Below are 20,963 nucleotides of genomic sequence, written 5' to 3'. Positions count from 1 at the left end.
TTTATTTGGAATTTCAGGGTTGTCATGTTGTTAATTTTTCAAGGTTCTTTGTTTTCGCCTGTACCAGTAAAACTTAACGGAGAAGGAGGGATTTGAACCCTCGCGCCGCTATTAACGGCCTACTCCCTTTCCAGGGGAGCCCCTTCAACCGCTTGGGTACTTCTCCTAGTATCAAGCGCTTGAACTTTCCATCTTTGTTTATTGAAAAGTCAGCGGAGAGAGAGGGATTCGAACCCTCGCGCCCTTTCGGACAAACGGTTTTCAAGACCGCCTCGTTATGACCACTTCGATATCTCTCCATCCAGTTGTTTAAGTCTCCTTTTGACCGGCGACTTGTATATATTAGCACTTCTGTTTTTCTATGTCAACACATTTTTTCAAATTATTTCATTTTTTTGTGACTGGTATTTTCAAGTACTTCTTTACCCCTGTTTTTGCAGAAATTCCTGTCCAATACGCATATCTTCCGGTGTCGTAATCTTTATATTTGTATAGCTGCCCTCAATCACTTTCACCTGTATCTTACCGTATTCTTCGACCACCATCGTATCATCCGTCACTGCTATTGCTGCCCCATCTGCCCGTTTCTTCATCATCTTCTGATAACACTTCATCAGACATTTATAATCAAAGCTCTGTGGGGTCTGGATCTGCCACAGGTACTCTCTTGCAGGAGTCGCCATTCCAATCCGATTTTCATTTACGATCTTTATCGTATCCTTTACAGGCATCCCCACCGTACACGCTTTGTAATCTGCCAGTGTCTGGATCGATCTAACGACCATATCCTGTGTCACAAATGGTCTTGCGCCGTCATGGATCATGACATAATCGGTCTCCGGACATGCACACAAACCATTATATACAGAATCATACCGATTTTCACCGCCCTCTACTACAGATACAACCTTTGTAAAATGATATTTCTCTATGATCTCATGCCTGCAATATTCCACACTGTTTTTTCCTGTTACAAGAATGATGGAATCCACAGGACTTTCTTCAAAAGCTTTTAATGCATAATAAATTACAGGATAGCCTCCAAGCTCCATGAACTGTTTTTCAATTTTACTGTGCATTCGGCTGCCTTTTCCTGCCGCAAGTATGATCGCCGTTGTCTTCATGTTTTCTCTTCTATCCTTTTATCTTTTTTGCCTCTAATATTTGTTTCATATTGTATTCTTTCACCATATATTTACAAACACTCACAAAGCAGCAGAGCAATCTGCATTCACTTCTTACTGTATCCTTCTACCGCTCGCCTAATTTCAGATTTGGAACTGCATTCAGATCCAGCCCGTGTCTGGTACCTTTTATGAATTCATAATAACCAGCCGCTCCGATCATGGCTGCATTATCGGTGCAAAGGATCGGTGCCGGATAATATAACTGAATTCCTGCTTTTTCGCAGGCCGCTTTCATCGATGCACGAAGTGCTGAGTTGGATGCAACACCGCCTGCCAGCGCAACTTTATCCATGCCATATTTCCTGGCTGCATAGATGGTATGTTCTGTCAGTACATCCGTTACCGCTTTCTGGAAGGATGCCGCTACATCTGCGCGGTTGATCTCCTCATTCTTCATTTCCTTCTGATTGATATAATTTAAAACTGCAGACTTCAGACCACTGAAGCTAAAATCATATGCAGAATCGGAAATCTTTGCTCTAGGGAATTCAATTGCATCCGGATTTCCCTCTTTTGCAAGCTTATCTACCTTCGGTCCACCCGGGTATCCAAGTCCGATAGCTCTTGCTACTTTGTCAAATGCTTCACCTGCCGCATCATCTCTGGTCACACCAAGGATCTCAAACTGCCCGTAGTCTGTCACCTTTACCAGATGGGTATGCCCGCCGGATACAACCAGACACATAAATGGCGGTTCCAATGTCTTATCTTCTATAAAATTAGCAGCAATATGTCCCTCTATATGATGAACGCCTACCAATGGGATATTCTTTGCATAGCTGATCGCCTTTGCTGCTCCTACTCCAACCAGCAAAGCTCCTACTAAGCCCGGCCCATATGTAACTGCGATCGCATCTATATCATCCAGAGTACAGTCTGCTTCTTTCAGTGCAGCCCTTATTACCTGATTCACTTTCTCGATGTGTTTTCTTGACGCTATCTCAGGAACAACGCCGCCATACAGTGTGTGAATGTCAATCTGTGAATATATGATATTTGATAATACTTCCCTACCGTTTACGACGACAGCCGCTGAAGTCTCATCACAAGATGATTCAATTGCCAGAATCTTTATATCTTTTTTCTCCATTTTCATCTTCCTCTTTTTCCTGTTTTACCGTCTGTATCAGTCTGCAAATTTTAACGTTGTCTCCATCCGGTCTTTTCCTGCAACCGCAGCCGGGAATATTTTTCTTACTTCATCCATGTACTGCATCGGCTTGATCAGGGACGGACTATAATGTGTCAGCCACATCTGTTTTACTTCTGCCTCTTTCGCAATCTCCGCCGCCTCATACATTGTCATATGCTTATGGGAAACTGCCTTTTCGTATTTGTCCGGTTCACCATACATTCCTTCGCAGATAAACAAGTCTGAGCCTGCCGCATGTTTTGTAATAAGTGGTGTCGGACGAGTATCTGTACAATATGTGACCTTAAGCCCTTTCCGATCCGGTCCCATAACCATATCCGGTGTATAGAGCCTGCCGTCCAGTTCTATCGTCATGCCCTTCTGCAATGTATTCCAGATCTGCATCGGAACCTCCTGTGCACGTGCACGTTCCACATCGAATTTACCAGCACGGTCAAGCTCAAATGAATATCCATAACAGGTAACATTATGATTTACCCGGTACGCATTTGCACGTAAGCCACACACTTCAAATTCTTCTTCTTCCTCTGTCAGTTCTTTAAACTGTATCTCAAATGGAAGCTCCGGTGCGATCACGCGCAGAGAGTTCACTACCCGTTCCAACCGTTTTGGTCCAACCATCAGAACCGGATCCTTTCGTTCTGCATTTCCGATTGTCAGGAGTAGCCCAGGCAATCCGCTGATATGATCTGCATGAAAATGTGTGAACAGGATCACATCGATCGGTTTGAAGCTCCATCCCTGCTGTTTGACTGCTACCTGCGTTCCTTCACCACAATCAACTAATATAGAGCTGCCATTGTATCGTATCATCATGGATGTCAACGCTCTGTACGGAAGTGGCATCATTCCGCCTGTACCAAGCAAACATACATCTAACATATTCTATCCTCCAACTTCTGTTTCCACTCTGTCTGTAAACCATTTCTCCTGTAAGGAAAAAAGAGTCATTTTATATTCAAATGACTCTCTGGTTCTACATATATTCTGCCGTTTCGTCTCTCTGTACCGGTACTGCAAAGCTGTCTGCCAGCCGGTCATAACAATCTTCGCATATACAGATCCTGTGGGTTTCTCCATCTTTCTTTGAGAAGTATCCCCACTTTTTTGAAATTATAATTGCATCTTCCATCAAAATGTCATTTCTGACTGACAATTCTTTCCCACACATATTGCAACGTATTACATCCATCATAATTTCCTCCTGATCTTCCGGTTTCCCGGCGATCTCTGTATCTTTTCTATTGTCGATTATAATAGAAAAAATGCATCTTTTGTAGTGGGAATTCCTGTCATCTATGTATTATGAATGTGAACACTTCAGTTCCATGATAACAGCATCTTCTGTTGGTTTTTTATAATAATCTTTCCTTCTGGAAATCTCATCGAAGCCTAGTGATTCATACATTGATATTGCTGCGTCATTAGACTCACGAACCTCCAAGAAGATCTTTTCTCCATTGTCTTCTACACACATGCGGATCATTTCTTTCATCAGTCTGTGTCCGATTCCACATTTCCTGTAATCTTTATCAACAGCAATCCGAAGCAGTTCACAATCCTCACACGGTGCAGTAAAGATACAATAACCAACCACCTTGTCATCCTTCGTTGTGTCAACTGCTGTAAGCACGGTATCATACGTTCCATACATGGATGTCGCAACCATCTGCTCATTCCAGGAACTCATAAATACTTTTTCTCCCAGAGAAACAATATCAAGCAACTGTTCCTCATCGCCTTCTCTTATCTCAATGTTGTCTAAATAGGGCCCCGCCGCCCCGCCATCACTGACGCTATTACTCATTTCTTTCACCTTTCTCTTTTCTTTCTCTTTCTGCCTGAGACATTCTCAGATATTCAGGAGCAAAATCATCTCCATTTATATATTGTTCATGCGCATACCGGTAAGCGCCGGCATATGCGACTGATCCAGCCTTCTGTTTGTTCAGATGTGCCGGTGCCAGACGTGCATGCTTCATCTTTGACAGGATCTGAGATCCATACACCTGTATGCCATCACCTGTAAACTGCACTTCTTCATCTTTTTCAAGAAGCAGATCGATCAACTCATTTACATCCATCGGTATCTGATCCATCTCTGTAACCAGATTACCTGCTTCGTCAAATCTGTACAATCCAGTATAGACCTGATTTCTTCTGGCATCCATGATCGGACAGATCAGCCTGTCACTTCCCCAGAAATTGTATGCAAGTCCTTCCAGTGTCGGAACAGGCACAACCGGCTTATCAAGTGCAAGCGACAGTCCTTTTACCGTTGCTGCTCCGATACGCAGTCCGGTAAATGACCCCGGACCTGCTGCGATCGCGATCGCATCTACTGCATCAAGCTCAATACCTGCTGCGTTTACAACCTCGTCCAGCATTGGAAGCAAGGTCTGTGAATGTGTCTTTTTGTTATTTACTGTAAATTCTGCAACCAGATTGTCATTCTCTAATAAGGCAACGGATGCAACCAGCCCTGAGCTGTCCAGAGCGAGGATCTTCATATCTTTAAACCTCTTCTATCGTTATCTTTCTATAATCTGTCCCTTTTTCAAGGTCTTTTTCAATCGTTATCTTCTGATAATGATCCGGAAGGATCTCTTCGATCAGATTTGCCCATTCGATCAGGCATACTCCATCACCGTATACCATCTCATTGTAGCCGATCTCTTCCATCTCATCCACATCTCCGATCCGATAGACATCAAAATGATACAACGGAAGCCGTCCGTCATCATATTCTTTCACGATCGTAAATGTAGGGCTGTTCACAATATCATCGACTCCAAGACCTTTAGCAAATCCCTGTGAAAATATCGTCTTTCCTACGCCCAGATCTCCAAAGAAACAGAATACCTGTCCCGGAACCGCCTGTTCGCCAAGCTCCCGTCCGATCCTGTATGTGTCTTCTCTGCTGTTGCTTTCTTTTACAATCATCATAAATCTATCGTTATCTTCTTTCCTTTTACTTCATATGGCCGATAAGTAACTCCTGCCATATCAAACATTCTCTTGGATGCCATCGTGCTGTCGGTACTGGCATATTTATCCGACAGATAGATCACCTCTTTTATCCCACACTGAATGATTGCTTTCGCGCATTCATTGCAAGGAAATAAGGTCGAATAAAGTCTTGCGTCCTTTAAGCTGCCGCCCCTGTAATTCAGGATGGCATTCAATTCTGCATGACACACAAAGAAATATTTATTGTTCAAAGGATCACCAATCTTTCCCCATGGCATGATATCATCTTCACATCCGGCAGGCATACCATTATACCCTTCCGACAGAATACGATTATTATCGTCTACGATACATGCACCAACCTGAGTGGAAGGATCTTTGCTTCTCTCTGCTGACAACAGTGCAATACCCATAAAATACTGATCCCAGCTAATGTAATCGGCTCTTTTCATCGGTGTCCTCCTTTTCTTTCTATCTGAGCATCTCGTTATATCCATATGCTGACAACACATTTTTGAAACGGTCATCTTATGGTTATACAACTTTTTTCTCTAAAATGCTACTCTGATTATGCTGAAAATTTTATCAATTTTAGCTGTAATATCAGCAAAACTGCCCTCAGTCATGGACGAAGTGATAAATGCAAGCTCTCCGTCCACACCTTCTGCTGTTACATATGTCACATCACCAAACAGCTTCTGGATCTCATCTTTTGTGATCGCATCTGCACTTACTCGTATGAAGAAACGGTTAACCGCATCTCTGAAATCACCGATTGGAAGCGCTTCTGCATCCCAGCTTGCCATAATATCCTTACCCATATGTTTTACTTCGTCTACAACATCGGATACAACGGCGGATGCTGTTGGAAGCTTTCCGGCTCCTCTTCCATAGAACATGATATCATCTACAACATTTCCATGTACAAATATGCCATTGAATACATCATGGATACCGGATAATGGGTGGTTCTCATCCAGCATCATAGGTGCAACGAAGGAGTATAAGGTATCTCCTTCCTTTTTAGTCGTACCTACTAATTTGATCGATACGCCAAGCGCATCTGCATATTTGAAATCTTCTGTTGAGATCTTTGTGATTCCTTCTGTATGGATCTTAGTGTAATCCAGATGCTTTCCATATACGATAGAAGTCAGGATAGCGATCTTTCTACACGCATCTCCACCTTCTACGTCTGCTTCCGGATTTCTTTCTGCATATCCCAGATCCTGTGCCTGCTTCAGCACTTCATCATAAGATGCACCTTCCTGATCCATCTTGGTCAGGATATAATTTGTTGTTCCGTTTAAGATACCTGTGATTTCTGTTACTTCATCTGCTGTGATAGAGGTATTTAATGGACGGATGATCGGAATACCACCGCCAACAGATGCCTCAAATAAGAAATTCACATTATTCTCTTTTGCGATTGCAAGTAATTCCGGTCCGTGAGAAGCTACCAGTTCCTTATTGGATGTTGCTACACTCTTGCCTGCTGCAAGGCACTGTTTTACAAATGTATAGGCAGGATTGATTCCTCCCATTACTTCAACAACAACCTTTACTTCATCATCGTTTAAGATGTCATTGAAGTCATGTGTCAGTATCTGCTGTACAGGATCTCCCGGGAAATCTCTCAGATCAAGAACATACTTGATGTTAATCTCTTCTCCCGCTCTCTTATTAATGATCTCGTGATTTGTATTGATTACTTCAACCACGCCTGAACCAACTGTACCATAACCTAATACTGCTATATTTACCATGTGGGTGTCTCTCCTTTTTGCATTCTTTTTTGTATATTACGACTCACTCCGGCTGCACCATTTTAAATATGCATTCATAAATCCGTCGAGTTCTCCATCTAAAACTGCGGCAACATTTCCGCTTTCTTCACCTGTCCGGTGATCCTTCACCATCGTATACGGCTGCATAACATAAGACCGGATCTGGCTTCCAAATCCATTCTCCAGTATCTCACCCCGAATATCCGAAATCTTATCCAAATTCTCCTGTTTCTTGATCAGATACAGCTTAGACTTCAGCATCTGCATAGCCTTATCCTTATTCATATGCTGTGAACGCTCATTCTGGCATTGTACTACGATACCGGTCGGAATGTGCGTGATACGAACCGCCGATGATGTCTTATTGATGTGCTGTCCACCGGCTCCGCTCGATCTGTAAGTATCGATCCGGAGATCATCTTCATTGATATCCACTTCCAGGTCTTCCTCTATCTCCGGTATCACATCGCAGGAAGCAAATGAAGTCTGCCGCTTGCCCGCTGCATTGAACGGTGAAATACGAACCAGACGATGTACTCCTTTTTCTGATTTCAGATATCCATAAGCATTCTGTCCACTGATCTGTATCGTAACCGACTTAATGCCAGCCTCATCACCTTCCAGATAGTCAAGCACTTCCACCTTGAAACCGTGCTTTTCCGCCCATCTGGTATACATTCTGTATAACATCGATGTCCAGTCACAGGACTCTGTCCCACCGGCTCCTGCATGAAGCGTCATAACGGCATCGTAACCATCAAACTCATCCGACAGCAGAAGACTGATCCTGTAATTTTCGAATTCCTTCTGAAATGCTGTCAGCATCTCACCGATTTCCTCTATCATAGAGGAATCGCCCTCTTCTTCCGCCATCTGAATCAGGGTTTCAATATCTGAAAAATCCTGTTCCAGCTTCTGATATTCCTCCAGCGAATCCTGCAGCTCCTTTAACTGTCTGGAAACACTGGTTGACTTTGCTACATCATCCCAGAAGCCCGGCTGTTCCATCTCATATTGTAATTTTCCTATGCTGTCTTTTCTGCCAGCGATGTCAAAGTGAATCCCTTACTTCCATTAATGGTTGTCTGTACTGATTCAATGTGAACTTAAACTGGTCTGTCTCTATCATTAATTTCTCACCTACTTTATCGGTTGCAGCTGCAACACATTATTTCTATTCGTTCCGTCCGCAGCAGTTCTTATATTTCTTACCGCTGCCGCATGGGCACAGATCATTTCTTCCGATTTTTTTTGCTTTCTTTACAGGCCCTCTGGATACAGTATCATCCTTGTTTGTTCCTGTAACTTTATTTACTTCCTCACGTTCAACCTTCTGTTCAACCTTAACACGAAGAAGCAGTTTTACTGTATCCTCCTGAATTGCTCTTGTCATTTCATTGAACATGTCATAACCGGCAAACTTATATTCTACAACAGGATCTCTCTGACCCAGTGACTGAAGTCCGATGCCCTGCTTTAACTGTTCCATATCGTCGATATGGTCAGTCCATTTTCTATCAATTACCTTCAGAAGGATAATACGCTCGATCTCACGCATATCTTCCGGACTTGGGAATTCTTTTTCTTTCTCATGGTAGAGTTCCACAGCCTCATTATACAATCTCTCTTTGAGTTCTTCTGTGTCACCCTTTTTGATCTCATGCTCAGTAAGTGCGATTGGTTCTGTAAATGGAATGATTTCACGGATCATATTGTCAAGCTCTACAATATTCCACTCTTCCGGTGCAACTTCTGATGAGCATACAGTATCTACACATGCATTGATATCATCCTTGAGCATCTTCAGGATAACTTCATGCATATCTTCACCGTCTAAGACTCTCCGGCGCTCCTTATACATGATCTCTCTCTGTTCATTATTTACACGGTCATACTCTAACAGGTTCTTTCTGATCGCGAAGTTGTTGCTTTCGATCTTCTTCTGGGCCTTCTCTACGAAGTTCGAGATTGTCTTATGCTGGATCTCTTCGCCCTCCGGGATCTTCAATGTATCATAAAGGCTCATAACTCTCTCAGAACCAAACAATCTCATCAGATCATCTTCCAGAGACAGGTAGAACTTGGATTCACCCGGATCTCCCTGACGACCGGAACGTCCACGGAGCTGATTATCGATTCGTCTGGACTCATGACGTTCTGTACCAATGATACGAAGTCCGCCAAGTTCAGCAACGCCCTCGCCAAGCTTAATATCCGTACCACGACCAGCCATGTTCGTTGCGATCGTAACTGCATTCTTCTGACCTGCTTCTGCAACGATCTCTGCCTCAAGCTCATGGAACTTTGCATTTAATACCTTATGTGGAATTTTTTTCTTGCTGAGCATGTGGCTGAGTTCCTCAGATGCATCAATATTGATTGTACCAACCAGAACAGGCTGTCCTTTTCTGTAACTCTCATTGATCTGCTCAACAATAGCGTTTAATTTCTCTTTCTTTGTCTTGAAGATAGAATCCGGGTGGTCAATTCTCTGTACCGGAAGGTTGGTTGGGATCTCTACAACATCCATACCATAGATCTCTCTAAATTCTTCTTCCTCTGTACTTGCTGTACCTGTCATACCTGCTTTCTTCTCAAACATATTAAAGAAGTTCTGGAATGTGATCGTAGCAAGTGTCTTGGACTCTCTCTTAACCTTTACATTTTCCTTTGCTTCGATCGCCTGATGCAGTCCGTCTGAGAAACGACGGCCCGGCATGATACGTCCTGTAAATTCATCAACGATCAGAACCTCGTCATCCTTTACAACATAATCACGGTCACGGAACATCAGGTTATGTGCACGAAGTGCAAGAATTATGTTATGCTGGATCTCGATATTCTCAGGATCGGACAGGTTCTCGATATGGAAGAACTGCTCTACTTCCTTCACACCGTTTGCTGTCAGCATAACGTATTTGTCTTTTTCATTTACAAGAAAATCTCCGTCTTCCTCAATTGCTGTATTCATCAGCATATCCATCTTGGAGATCTCGCCATCACCTTCACCACGCTTCATACGTCTTGCAAGGTAATCACACATCTTATAAAGCTCTGTCGATTTGCCGCTCTGTCCTGAAATGATCAGAGGTGTTCTCGCCTCATCGATCAATACAGAGTCGACCTCGTCGATTACACAATAATGAAGCCCTCTTAACACAAGCTTTTCTTTATAGATAACCATGTTATCTCTTAAGTAATCGAAACCGAGTTCGTTATTTGTTACATAAGTAATGTCACATGCATATGCGTCACGTCTTTCATCATTTGTAGATGAATTCAAAATAATACCAACTGTAAGTCCAAGGAACTCATGAACCTTACCCATCCATTCAGCATCACGCTTTGCCAGATAATCGTTGACTGTTACGACCTGAACACCTTTGCCTTCCAGTGCGTTTAAGTATACAGGAAGCGTAGACACAAGGGTCTTACCTTCACCGGTTCTCATCTCGGCGATACGTCCCTGATGTAATACAACGCCACCGATCAACTGTACTCTATAATGCTTGATGCCAAGCACTCTGTATGCAGCCTCTCTTACAACTGCAAATGCTTCTACCAGCAGATCATCAAGCGTTTCCCCATTTGCAAGTCTCTCTTTGAATTCTGCTGTCTTTGCTCTTAATTCCTCATCGGACAATGCCTGCATGTCAGAATCAAGTGCTTCTATCTTGTCCACAATAGGAGCGATCTTCTTCAGTTCTTTCTCACTATGTGTGCCAAATACTTTTTCAAATAATCCCATTCTATTATTCTCCTAACTGTTTTCTTGGTTTCATATCCAAATCTTATTACTCAGGGTACATAATACCATCATATGAAATTTATATCAAGAATGAATCTGAAAAGCTTTGGTAAAGCATTTATGAAATAATGATGAATAATCAACATTCATTCTTTAAATCTGACCACAAAAAAAGAGCCGCCAGCGTTAATTGTCTGGCGACCCTTCTTTTTATCCGAAAATCTCAGGCAGACATTCTTCAGACTATAGCTTCTGAAAATATCTGTCCCTGCTCAGCAGGTACGAGATTAAAATTCTGGTTCGATCAATCCGTATGTATTACCCTTTCTCTTGTAGACAACATTTACTTCTTCTGTCTCTGCATTTCTAAATACATAGAAGTTATGTCCAAGCAGATCCATCTGGATGCATGCATCGTCCGGATACATAGGCTTTACTGCAAATCTCTTGCTTCTAACGATCTTAATCTCATCATCTTCATCTGTTTCTTCTTCTACAAATGAATTCTGGAGATATGCTGCATTCTGCTCCTTGTCGATCAATTTCTTCTTATGCTTGTTCACCTGTCTCTCGATTACTTCTAGCACAAGATCGATCGATACATACATATCATCACTTACCTGTTCTGCACGAATGATATGTCCTTTCATAGGGATCGTAACTTCTATCTTCTGTCTGTCTTTCTCTACACTAAATGTAACCTGTGCAACAGCATCTTCTGCGAAATATTTCTCAAGCTTGGACAGCTTGTCATATACTGCATTCTTTAAACCTTCAGTAACATCGATGTTTTTTCCACTAATTATGTAATTCATGTTGCCCAACTCCTTCTTTTTCGGGTGTCCCCGAATTGATAATCTTATTATAACATAAACCACCATTTTTTCAAGTCATTTTAAACAAAAGGAAACCGTTTGTTTTTCATTTTTTAGTCAAATTAACAACTATTTTATATAATTTATGAAAACTACACAAATGCATATGTATCTTTTTTCTATCTCCCATATTTTCTTAATTTACAGTCTTGTATTCATCGAATGCAAAAAAGAAAGCCGATACATACCGGGAGAAACAAGAACCTGTTCACTCACCATGTACCGACTTTTCTTCTATTCTGTTTATCCTTTATTGTCCAAGCAGTCTGACTGCCTTGATCGGAGTTCTGTAATTATATACAGATGTCTTGATTCCTGTTGCTTCTGTACTTGCATGTACGATCATGCCGCCACCTGTATAGATTCCAACATGTCCGATATCTCCGTCTGTTCCGTAGAATAACAGATCACCCGGTTCCAGCTCTGAAAGACTTACTTCTGTTCCGTAATAAGACTGAGCAGTTGCGGAATGTGGAAGTGAAATTCCAAAGTGTGCATATACGGATAATGTAAATCCTGAACAGTCAGCACCATTTGTAAGGCTTGTACCGCCATATACATAAGGATTGCCAACAAACTGTAATGCATAATTTGCAAGGTCTACACCAGTTGAACCGCTGGATGGCACCGGATCCTCAGAAGGTGCTTCCGTAGGAGCCTCAGTTGGTGCTTCCGTAGGGGCTTCTGTTGGTGTCTCAGTTGGTGCTTCTGTAGGAGTCTCCGTCGAAGCTTCCGTAGGGGTTTCTGTTGCCTGCTGCTCTTCCTCCTGCTGCTTCTGCTGTTCTTCCTGTTGTCTTCTCAATTCTTCCTCTTCTGCTGCTCTTGCAGCTTCAGCCTCTTCTACCGAGATAGCCTTTACTGTATTATATGAAATTTCAACATAATCCGAACTTACATAACCGGCAGTCTCATCATCAACCTTTACTTCTGTCCAGCCATCTGCCTGACCGATTACTGAATATGATTCTCCACCAGGGATCATTGTAAGACATTCACTGTCTGCATCTGCCTCGGCACGTACATTCAAGGTTTCTGTTGTAACAGTTGCCAACTTGCTGCAATGTTCTTCTGCATAAGCACCTGCATCGTCACCATATACAAGGAAATCGTTCTTTATGTATCCTTCACAGCTACCGGATGCAACCTTTGTCCACGTATCACCTTTTTCCTTTACAAGGGCAATACCATTTGCTCCAAGTGTTCCGACCAGTTCACCGTCTACACTTGCTGTAGCACGGATATTAACCTCATCCGTTACAGTTGTAAGACACTTTCCTTCAAACTGTGGATACTTACAGGTTTCCTCTGCCGCTCCCGTTTCCTCTGTCGCAGCTTCTGTTGTTTTTTCTTCTTTCTTGGTACTCTTTTTTGATGTCTTCTTTGTCTCAGTCTTTGCTGTTTCTGTCTTAACTGTTTCAGAAGAAGCATCCGTCGGTGTACTTCCATCTCCGGCTGAAGCCGTTTCAAGCTGAACAGATTCTACATATCTGTCAAGCGCTGATGAGAGTCCGATCGTTGAATCATCATATATGTTATTTGCTTTGATCACGCCAAATGCCGTTGTAGCTGCCAGACTGACTGTTACTACCGCAACGGATATCTTTCTGGTTCCTTTGGACATCTTATTACCTCCCTGACATGGAAATGCCATGTCATCAAACATTTGTTACGAAATTGTTACATTTCTGGTTCATTATAACAACAATTCAAATGCTTGTCAACATGGCATTCCCGTGTTTTTGCTTGTTTTTCAGCGTTTTTTTAAAATTAAGATTTATTACATTTGTTACAAACTTAAGAAACAACTACTCCATCTTTGGCTTTTACTGTAACGATGGCACCTGTTTTTAATATCTGGGTCGCATTCTTTGCTCCGATGATAACCGGAACATCACGGCTGAGGCCTACGATCGCAGCATGTGAATTTTTCCCATCCTTTTCACACACGATCGCAGATGCAGTCTTTAACTGTTCCATGATATTATTGCTGGTCTCTTTCATTACAATAATATCTCCCGGATTATAATTTTTCTGAAGATCTTCTTCTGTTTCTGCTACACATAAAGGAGCACATACCGACTTCTCGTTTACAGAAGTACCTTTTACAAGGATATGTCCAACAACATGTACCTTGATCAGGTTGGTTGTTCCGGCAACACCAAGCGGAACGCCGGCAGTGATAACAACGATCTCTCCATCCTTGATGTAATGATTTCTCTTCGCAGCTTCTACAGAATGCTCAAACAGATCATCCGTATTATTCTCCTCTGCGATCAGAAGCGGCTGAACGCCCCATGACAGATTTAACTGACGACATACCTTTGCAACCGGTGAACATCCGATGATCGGACATTTCGGTCTGTATTTAGAAATCATGCGGGCTGTTTTTCCTGATTTTGTTACGGTTACGATCGCTGCTGCGCCAAGATCGATTGCTGTTGTACAGGTTGCATGGGAGATTGCGCTGGTGATATCCGGATTCTGGATATTTCCTCTCTCATAAAAACGTTTTGTATAATCAATATCTTCTTCTGCACGTTCTGCGATCTTAATCATGGTATGGAGTGCTTCTACCGGATACTTGCCTGCGGCTGTCTCACCGGAAAGCATGATCGCGCTGGTTCCATCATAGATTGCATTTGCAACGTCTGTTGCCTCTGCTCTTGTCGGTCTTGGGTTCTTGATCATGGAATCAAGCATCTGGGTTGCTGTTACAACCTGCTTGTCTGCATTGTAAACCTTCTTGATGATCATTTTCTGGATTACAGGAACATCCTCTAACGGAATCTCTACACCCATATCGCCACGTGCTACCATGATACCATCTGATACACGGATGATCTCGTCGATATTTTCCACACCCTGCATATTCTCGATCTTGGAAATAATATTTATATTATCACAGCCATGCTCATCTAAAATCTTACGGATCTCCAATACATCATCTGCCGTTCTTACAAAGGACGCTGCAATAAAATCAAAGTCATTCTCAATACCAAATATGATATCTGCACGATCCTGCTCACTGATGTATGGCATGGACAGATTTACGCGTGGTACATTTACGCCCTTGCGATTGGATACCGGACCGCCATTTACTACACGACAGACGATCTTATTCTCGGATACCTGCTCTACCGTCATCTCGATCAGACCGTCATCGATCAGTATCGTATTTCCCGGTTTTACATCATTTACAAGATTCTTATATGTGATTGAAACCATCTTCTCATCACCTTCAACCTCATCGGTTGTAAGTGTAAATGTCTGCCCCGGCTTCAGTTCAATCTTTCCATTTTTGAAATCTTTTACACGGATCTCCGGTCCCTTTGTATCCAGCAGTGTTGCAACCGGAAGGTTCAGCTCTGTTCTGAACTTCATGATACGTTCCATGTTGCGTTTATGCTGTGCATGATCTCCATGTGAAAAGTTGAATCGGGCAACATTCATTCCCTCGATCATAAGCTTTCTCAAAATATCATCATCATCTGTTGATGGCCCTAATGTACATATAATTTTAGTTTTACGCATAATGCCTCCTAATTTGTTGTTTTTATACTAAGAAACTATTATCAGTCTCCATAATACTCTTCATCCGGCACATGATCTTCCTGTTCTCCTGCTTTTGTTTCCGGTTTCTCCGGTATCCGTAGGATCTCATCTGCATATAATTTGACTGCTGCGATCAGATAGACAAATGTTATGATCACACACAGAATATACATAAATACAAACTGTCCCTTTAATACAAATCCTGCGATCAGGATCGCCGCTATAAACCACGGAGTTCTGATAAGTGTGGACGCCTTTACGATATCCGAAAAACCGATCTCATCACTGATACCAAATACATGCTTGAGTGCATTTATGATAAATCCCCATATCAGGGTCCCGACATAGTAGACAAATATCAGCAATACCGCCAGCACAAGTGTAATCCCGATCAATAACGGAGTATCATATTTTCTTGTCAGATTTAATAATGTATCCTTATCATATACATCCCGCTTCTCGATCGAACGCAGGTGCGAATAAACACTGTTCCAACTGATCCTGGTCGGTGAATCATCGCTGTACAGCAGAATCTCCTGATTGCTGACCACTACCATTGTCTTATAATGTCCAACCTCAAGAAGTTCATCGATCTCATCTGATTCCGTATCGTAATCCGTAGAATTGATTCTGATATATGCTTCTCCCGGACGTTTTAATTCATACTGCTTCTTACAATAAAATCCGTCTTCACTTACACTGAAATATGCAATTCTGTCATCGATCGCATCTGCCAGGCGGTTATATCCGATTCTCTTGCTGACCGGCATATAAAATACTAACGTCGGAAGAATCACGCATACAAGGATCACCAACAAATGGATGGAAAACCATGTTGCACTTTTTCCTGTCTTAATATATTCTGCCGGGCGGACCAGTCCTTTTAACATACCGCCTAATGCCCCAAAAAATCTTGTTTTTTTCTCCATATGATGTTCCTTTCATTTTTTATTACCGTGTTGATTATAACACGTCATCGACTGACTTGGCACTACAAAAATGCTTTTTTTGTGCAAATTTCTGGTAAAGATTTTATCTGATCTTTTACCTGTTTTTTTCATAGTTCTTAAATTTCCCCAGATTATTGACATTTATATGAAAAAAAAATATTATAAATTAGTTAAGGATAAATAAAAATTGGAGGTTGCTTATCGTGAAAAAACTTATTACCACGGTATTGTGCAGTGCTGTCGCCGGTCTCACGATCTTCAGCGCACCTAAGATCGCCGGTCAGGCCTATGCGCAGTCACAATATGCGTACACAACAGTTTCTACCCAGTCATCCAGCATTTCATATGCTGACGAAATTGATGAAATGGTGGAAACAGGAACATTTGACAGTTCTTCATTAACAAAGGAACAGATTGCCCTTATCAATAAAAAATACGGAGAAGATCCACAGGCAATTCAGGAGCTTCAGAAAAAATCTGACAGCATCAAGAATCCTTCTCTGGCTTCCATTGATACCAGCATCTATGCCCATGATGCACAGTTCAAGGGCTATGACATTATAAATGGTATTGATATCTCCCGCTGGCAGGGCAATATCGACTGGAAGAAGGTCAAGGCAGACGGAATTAATTTTGCTCTGATCCGTGTCGCACTCCGTACCACAGAATCCGGTGTGCTGGAAGCAGACGCATTATATAAGGAAAACATCGAAGGTGCTCTCGCCGCAGGACTGGATGTCGGCGTATATGTCTATTCCCAGGCGATCACAACGGCCGAAGCAAGAGCAGAGGCCAACTACACCATGAAGCTGATCAAGGGCTATAACATAAAGCTTCCGGTTGTTATGGACTACGAATACTACATCAATCATTCCGGCAGACTTGCACGGGCAAACTTAAGCCCTGCTGCCGCAACTACGATCTGTACTGCTTTCTGTGAAGAGGTAGAGAAGAATAATTACACCGCTATGGTCTATGCAAATAAATCTTTACTCACAGATGATGTATATGCAGATGTACTGGCAAAACGGTTCCCGATCTGGCTCGCCCAATATCCGGGATGGGATTCTGTAACCAACAGTGTGCATGCATCTTACGAAGGTAAATATTCCTACTGGCAGTACACATCTTCCGGCTCTGTAGCCGGCATCAGCGGTAATGTTGATATGAATTTCCGGTACATCAAAAAACCGGAAGCCGTTAAGAATCTGCATATCACTTCGACTTCCATGCAGAAGGTATCCTTGAAATGGGATAAAGTACCGTATGTATATGGTTATAAGATCTATCGTCTTGACAAGAGCACAAATACATATAAGCATGTCGGAACGACAGTCGGTGCAAGCAATACTTCATTTACAAACAAGGGTCTGGAGGTAGAAACCTTATACAGTTACAAGGTACTTGCGTTCTACGGAACAAATTCCGGTGCTTACAACGGTGGAGAGTCCAATATCGTTCATGCCGCTACACAGGAAAAGAATATTGATAAAGTTTCAATCGCCAAACGGGCAAAGGATTCTCTTACTTTAGAATGGACTCCGCAGACCGAAGTTTCCGGATACCACATCGTACGTTTTAATCCGGCAACCGGTAAATACAAAACCGTTGCTTATGTAAAAGGAGCCAAAAACAATACTTACACAGATACCAAGCTGGCAAGCGGAACAACTTACACTTATAAAGTGCGTGCTTACTTTGAAGAAGGCAGCCGCCGCGCATTTTTCAAATACTCCTCTTCCATAAACGGAAACACCCGTCCCGGACAGGCCACAGGTGTAACTGCTTCCTCTACAAAGAATACCGTAACCGTTAAATGGAATGGTCAGATAAATGTTGCCGGCTATATCGTTTACCGTTTAAACGACAATGGTAAATGGGTACGCGTTAAAACGATCACAAATAAAAACACAACCTCATATACAGATAAAAAATTAAGTGGCAATACCATTTACAAATACTGTGTTGTTGCTTACTACAAGAAATCCGGCAACAATGTCCGTACAGATCGTTCCAAAACAGTATCTATTATGACAAAACCAGCAAATGCCAGAAGCGTGTCCGTTATCCCATCCAAGAATAACTCTGTAAGTATTTCCTGGAAATCTTCTAAGAATATTTCAGGTTATCTTGTTTATATGAAAAACGGAACCACAGGTTCTTCCTGGAAACGGATTGCAAAATTATCTTCCGATAAGACTTCCTGGACACAGAAGGGACTGTCCGCAAACGGAACCTATAAATTCAAGGTTAAAACCTATTACCGCGGAAACGGTGCTACTTCGATCAGTGATGCAGCTACGATAACCGTTAAGATCCCACCGAAAAAGGTAACAGGAGTAGCTGTAAACAGCTACGGTTCCAAGCAGTTAATGACATGGAAGGCTCAGACAGATGCAGATGGGTATTATATCTATCGTTATACAAATAAAACAAAGAAGTATACAAAGCTGAAAACGATCACCAACTCCGCCGCTTCTTCCTATATTATCAATGAAGCCGGATCATCCAAATACAGCTATTGCATCGTTGCCTACAACAAGTCAAATGGAAAGGCTTACAAGGGAACCAGATCTGCACTTACCGCTAGCAAGAAAGGCAGCCAGAAGATGCGGGTTATATGCAGTGTCTTAAATGTAAGAAAAGGTCCCGGAACCGGATATGATATTATTCAGACAGTTTCTTATGGAACAGAGCTTACACTCAAAGGCTTATATCAGGACTGGTATCAGATTTCCTTCACAAAGGACGGCAGAACCTACAACGGCTATGTTTCAGCCGCTTATGTAAAATTGAAATAAGTAATAACCATATATAGCAAACGGCAGGAATGCATTCCAAGCACTCCTGCCGTTTATTTCTATTACTGTTTTTACTTATTTGCTGAGTCCGGAACAAACATATAACCAATCCCCCGGACAGTACGGATATATGCCGAATCCTCTTCCAGCTTATCTCTCAATCGTTTGATATATACCGACAAGGTATTATCATCCACAAATGACTCATCGACATCCCACAACCGTTCGATCAACTGTCTCCGTGTCATAACCTGATTCTCATGAAGCGTCAGTTCCCGAAGCAAACGAAATTCACTTGGTGTACTGTCGATATTCCGTTCATTCCGGTAGATCTTATACTGTTTATTATCTAGTCTGGTGTGTCCGAAAATGAAATCTTCTCCTGCTTCATTTTCCAAATCTGTTTTTTTGATATTGTTATACCGCTGTCTTCTCAGGATCACAGAGATCCGTGTCAGCAGTTCCTTTACCCGATATGGTTTTGCTATATAATCATCTGCACCAAGCTCCAGTCCCTGTACCAGATTCACTTCATCTGATACTGCTGTAAGAAATATGACCGGAACATAATTATCTGCCTCACGGATCTCTCTGCAGAAATCATAACCATTTCCATCCGGCAGCATAACATCAAGCAGCACCAGATCGATATCCGGCTGCAGACACTTTCTCGCAGTCTTAAGATCCGAAGCATGCACCACTTCATAATGCTCTGTCTTTAATGTATATTCCGTCCCCATTGCCAAAGCAAAATCATCCTCAACTAACAGGATCTTCTCATTTGCCATTTCTCACACCCCTGTTCTATTTTATTCACGATCCAGTGCAAAGAAACACACCGCACTGACCAGACTGATAATGATACCTGCCAGAAACAGATAGAAGCCCATCCGGTATCCTGCAAAGCCTTTATAGCCATTTTCCTGCATACTGCGTGTTGTTTCTTCCATAATCCCATGAATCGCCCGAATCGTCTTACTGTGTGTCAGCAGGAATAATTCAATACCGGAAAGAACAGCCGGTATAAAAAACATCAGATTGAAGATGTCCCAGGTATCCCGGTCTCCACGCAGATAGATCACAACCAGTACAATTCCCGCTATCCCGGTAAGGATTGCCAGATAAGGCAATATCCGGACAAACAGATTGATATCTCCCATCGCCTGATAACGGTCTGCAAGCTTTTTCAGATTTAAAAGCGGAAACCATTCCTTTACATCCTGATAATCCTTCATAGTAAACCGGTATCCCAGGAATGGGAAACATCCGGATATCAGGATCATAACCATCCCAGCCAGATACGTCAGGCTGAATTTATTTACCTTCATACACCCTCCATGCCAGCAATTATTTGATACGGAACGTCGCTTTTACATAACCATCTGCGAACAGCACATGATCTCTTCCGTCAAATGCCCACTTTAACTCTTCTTCTGCATAAGATGGCTCTACAAATTTAACATCAATTCTGGATACGTCCTCTGATTTTACAGCCGCTGTGCGAAGAAGCAACATACCCTGAACAACCGGATGATCGGTCAGATGAATCTTATTCTGATCACCTGTCTCCTTGCTGAAGCTGTAAACCTCTTCTTTTGAAAATGTGTGGAACTCCTCTGCATTATCATATGATGCAGCCTCTACGCGCTTCAATTCCTTCTCTTTATCGGATGGCTTTACAAGTGTCACGGTAAATTTCTCTACCGGTGTCTCTACACCATCCACATAACCGAGGATCGGAAGGATGTACATAAATGCATTCTCCTTTACAGCCCCGAATTCATAGCGGATACTGTCTGCCTGTCCAGCCTGTTCCTTCTCTGCCATATATGAGATCTTGCCGATAAATGCTCCCTGATATGTCGATGCATCCATCTCTGTCATCTTTGTTCCTATCGCCATCATTCTGTCATAAATATTCATATTGTACCTCTTTCTTT

19 protein-coding genes and 2 tRNA genes are annotated in these 20,963 nt (G+C 42.3%); 1 reads left to right on the top strand and 20 read right to left on the bottom strand.

Annotated features, from left to right (window positions below):
- Positions 1 to 77: 77 nt before the first annotated feature.
- The 17 genes from DWY07_RS06970 to DWY07_RS06890 form a co-directional block, all read right to left on the bottom strand.
- A tRNA-Ser gene (locus DWY07_RS06970) sits at positions 78 to 166 on the bottom strand.
- 47 nt (positions 167 to 213) lie between these two features.
- A tRNA-Ser gene (locus tag DWY07_RS06965) sits at positions 214 to 299 on the bottom strand.
- A 123-nt stretch (positions 300 to 422) separates the two neighbouring features.
- Positions 423 to 1,124 (bottom strand): 2-C-methyl-D-erythritol 4-phosphate cytidylyltransferase, encoded by a 702-nt coding sequence (gene ispD, locus DWY07_RS06960; RefSeq protein WP_021943131.1) that lies wholly within the window; start codon positions 1,122 to 1,124, stop codon positions 423 to 425.
- A gap of 127 nt (positions 1,125 to 1,251) precedes the next feature.
- Complete coding sequence (tsaD, locus tag DWY07_RS06955) at positions 1,252 to 2,283, bottom strand: tRNA (adenosine(37)-N6)-threonylcarbamoyltransferase complex transferase subunit TsaD (RefSeq protein ID WP_117808589.1); 1,032 nt, start codon at positions 2,281 to 2,283, stop codon at positions 1,252 to 1,254.
- A 30-nt stretch (positions 2,284 to 2,313) separates the two neighbouring features.
- Entirely contained in the window at positions 2,314 to 3,222 is a 909-nt protein-coding gene (locus DWY07_RS06950) for a ribonuclease Z (RefSeq protein WP_021943129.1), read from the bottom strand.
- Between the two features lie 94 nt (positions 3,223 to 3,316).
- Complete coding sequence (locus tag DWY07_RS06945; protein ID WP_021943128.1) at positions 3,317 to 3,535, bottom strand: hypothetical protein; 219 nt, start codon at positions 3,533 to 3,535, stop codon at positions 3,317 to 3,319.
- A 108-nt stretch (positions 3,536 to 3,643) separates the two neighbouring features.
- Complete coding sequence (gene rimI / locus DWY07_RS06940) at positions 3,644 to 4,147, bottom strand: ribosomal protein S18-alanine N-acetyltransferase (protein WP_021943127.1); 504 nt, start codon at positions 4,145 to 4,147, stop codon at positions 3,644 to 3,646.
- Complete coding sequence (gene tsaB / locus DWY07_RS06935; protein WP_021943126.1) at positions 4,140 to 4,850, bottom strand: tRNA (adenosine(37)-N6)-threonylcarbamoyltransferase complex dimerization subunit type 1 TsaB; 711 nt, start codon at positions 4,848 to 4,850, stop codon at positions 4,140 to 4,142. Before tsaB ends, rimI begins: the two co-directional genes overlap by 8 nt.
- Before the next feature lie 4 nt (positions 4,851 to 4,854).
- Positions 4,855 to 5,286, bottom strand: coding sequence for a tRNA (adenosine(37)-N6)-threonylcarbamoyltransferase complex ATPase subunit type 1 TsaE (gene tsaE, locus DWY07_RS06930; protein ID WP_181983893.1), 432 nt, complete (start codon positions 5,284 to 5,286; stop codon positions 4,855 to 4,857).
- The gene (locus tag DWY07_RS06925) at positions 5,283 to 5,762 is read right to left on the bottom strand and encodes a dCMP deaminase family protein (protein ID WP_021943124.1); all 480 of its coding nucleotides are present in this window, start codon (positions 5,760 to 5,762) and stop codon (positions 5,283 to 5,285) included. The genes tsaE and DWY07_RS06925 overlap by 4 nt, the downstream gene beginning before the upstream one ends.
- 99 nt (positions 5,763 to 5,861) lie before the next feature.
- Positions 5,862 to 7,076 carry a homoserine dehydrogenase gene (locus tag DWY07_RS06920; protein ID WP_117822542.1) on the bottom strand — a complete coding sequence of 405 codons (1,215 nt, stop codon included), beginning with the start codon at positions 7,074 to 7,076 and terminating at the stop codon, positions 5,862 to 5,864.
- A gap of 36 nt (positions 7,077 to 7,112) precedes the next feature.
- Positions 7,113 to 8,226 (bottom strand): peptide chain release factor 2 gene (gene prfB, locus DWY07_RS06915; protein ID WP_117822541.1). Its coding sequence is split into 2 segments (ribosomal slippage): positions 7,113 to 8,150 and positions 8,152 to 8,226, totalling 1,113 coding nucleotides; the frame shifts between segments, so codons are not numbered across the junction.
- A gap of 45 nt (positions 8,227 to 8,271) precedes the next feature.
- Positions 8,272 to 10,845, bottom strand: coding sequence for a preprotein translocase subunit SecA (secA, locus tag DWY07_RS06910; RefSeq protein ID WP_021943121.1), 2,574 nt, complete (start codon positions 10,843 to 10,845; stop codon positions 8,272 to 8,274).
- Positions 10,846 to 11,132: 287 nt separating this feature from the next.
- Positions 11,133 to 11,660 carry a ribosome-associated translation inhibitor RaiA gene (raiA, locus tag DWY07_RS06905; protein ID WP_021943120.1) on the bottom strand — a complete coding sequence of 176 codons (528 nt, stop codon included), beginning with the start codon at positions 11,658 to 11,660 and terminating at the stop codon, positions 11,133 to 11,135.
- A gap of 310 nt (positions 11,661 to 11,970) precedes the next feature.
- Positions 11,971 to 13,341 (bottom strand): NlpC/P60 family protein, encoded by a 1,371-nt coding sequence (locus DWY07_RS06900; protein WP_173783995.1) that lies wholly within the window; start codon positions 13,339 to 13,341, stop codon positions 11,971 to 11,973.
- 173 nt (positions 13,342 to 13,514) lie between these two features.
- The gene (pyk, locus tag DWY07_RS06895) at positions 13,515 to 15,251 is read right to left on the bottom strand and encodes a pyruvate kinase (RefSeq protein WP_117822539.1); all 1,737 of its coding nucleotides are present in this window, start codon (positions 15,249 to 15,251) and stop codon (positions 13,515 to 13,517) included.
- Positions 15,252 to 15,292: 41 nt separating this feature from the next.
- Entirely contained in the window at positions 15,293 to 16,201 is a 909-nt protein-coding gene (locus DWY07_RS06890; protein WP_117822538.1) for a hypothetical protein, read from the bottom strand.
- Positions 16,202 to 16,425: 224 nt separating this feature from the next.
- Here DWY07_RS06890 and DWY07_RS06885 point away from each other — a divergent pair, with 224 nt between their 5' ends.
- Positions 16,426 to 19,023, top strand: a complete 2,598-nt coding sequence (locus DWY07_RS06885) for a GH25 family lysozyme (RefSeq protein ID WP_117822537.1) — start codon at positions 16,426 to 16,428, stop codon at positions 19,021 to 19,023.
- A gap of 71 nt (positions 19,024 to 19,094) precedes the next feature.
- Here DWY07_RS06885 and DWY07_RS06880 read toward each other — a convergent pair whose 3' ends face one another.
- The 3 genes from DWY07_RS06880 to DWY07_RS06870 are packed head-to-tail and all read right to left on the bottom strand — an operon-like array spanning position 19,095 to position 20,946.
- The gene (locus DWY07_RS06880; RefSeq protein ID WP_117808584.1) at positions 19,095 to 19,811 is read right to left on the bottom strand and encodes a response regulator transcription factor; all 717 of its coding nucleotides are present in this window, start codon (positions 19,809 to 19,811) and stop codon (positions 19,095 to 19,097) included.
- Positions 19,812 to 19,832: 21 nt separating this feature from the next.
- Positions 19,833 to 20,351 (bottom strand): hypothetical protein, encoded by a 519-nt coding sequence (locus DWY07_RS06875; protein WP_117822536.1) that lies wholly within the window; start codon positions 20,349 to 20,351, stop codon positions 19,833 to 19,835.
- Between the two features lie 19 nt (positions 20,352 to 20,370).
- Entirely contained in the window at positions 20,371 to 20,946 is a 576-nt protein-coding gene (locus DWY07_RS06870) for a hypothetical protein (protein WP_021943113.1), read from the bottom strand.
- Between the last annotated feature and the right edge of the window lie 17 nt (positions 20,947 to 20,963).

The organism is Clostridium sp. AF23-6LB, from assembly GCF_003461085.1.
Taxonomy (GTDB): Bacteria; Bacillota; Clostridia; order Lachnospirales; family Lachnospiraceae; genus Coprococcus; species Coprococcus ammoniilyticus.
The sequence above is the reverse complement of the archived record's forward strand: the minus strand, read 5'-3'. Positions and strand labels throughout refer to the sequence as shown.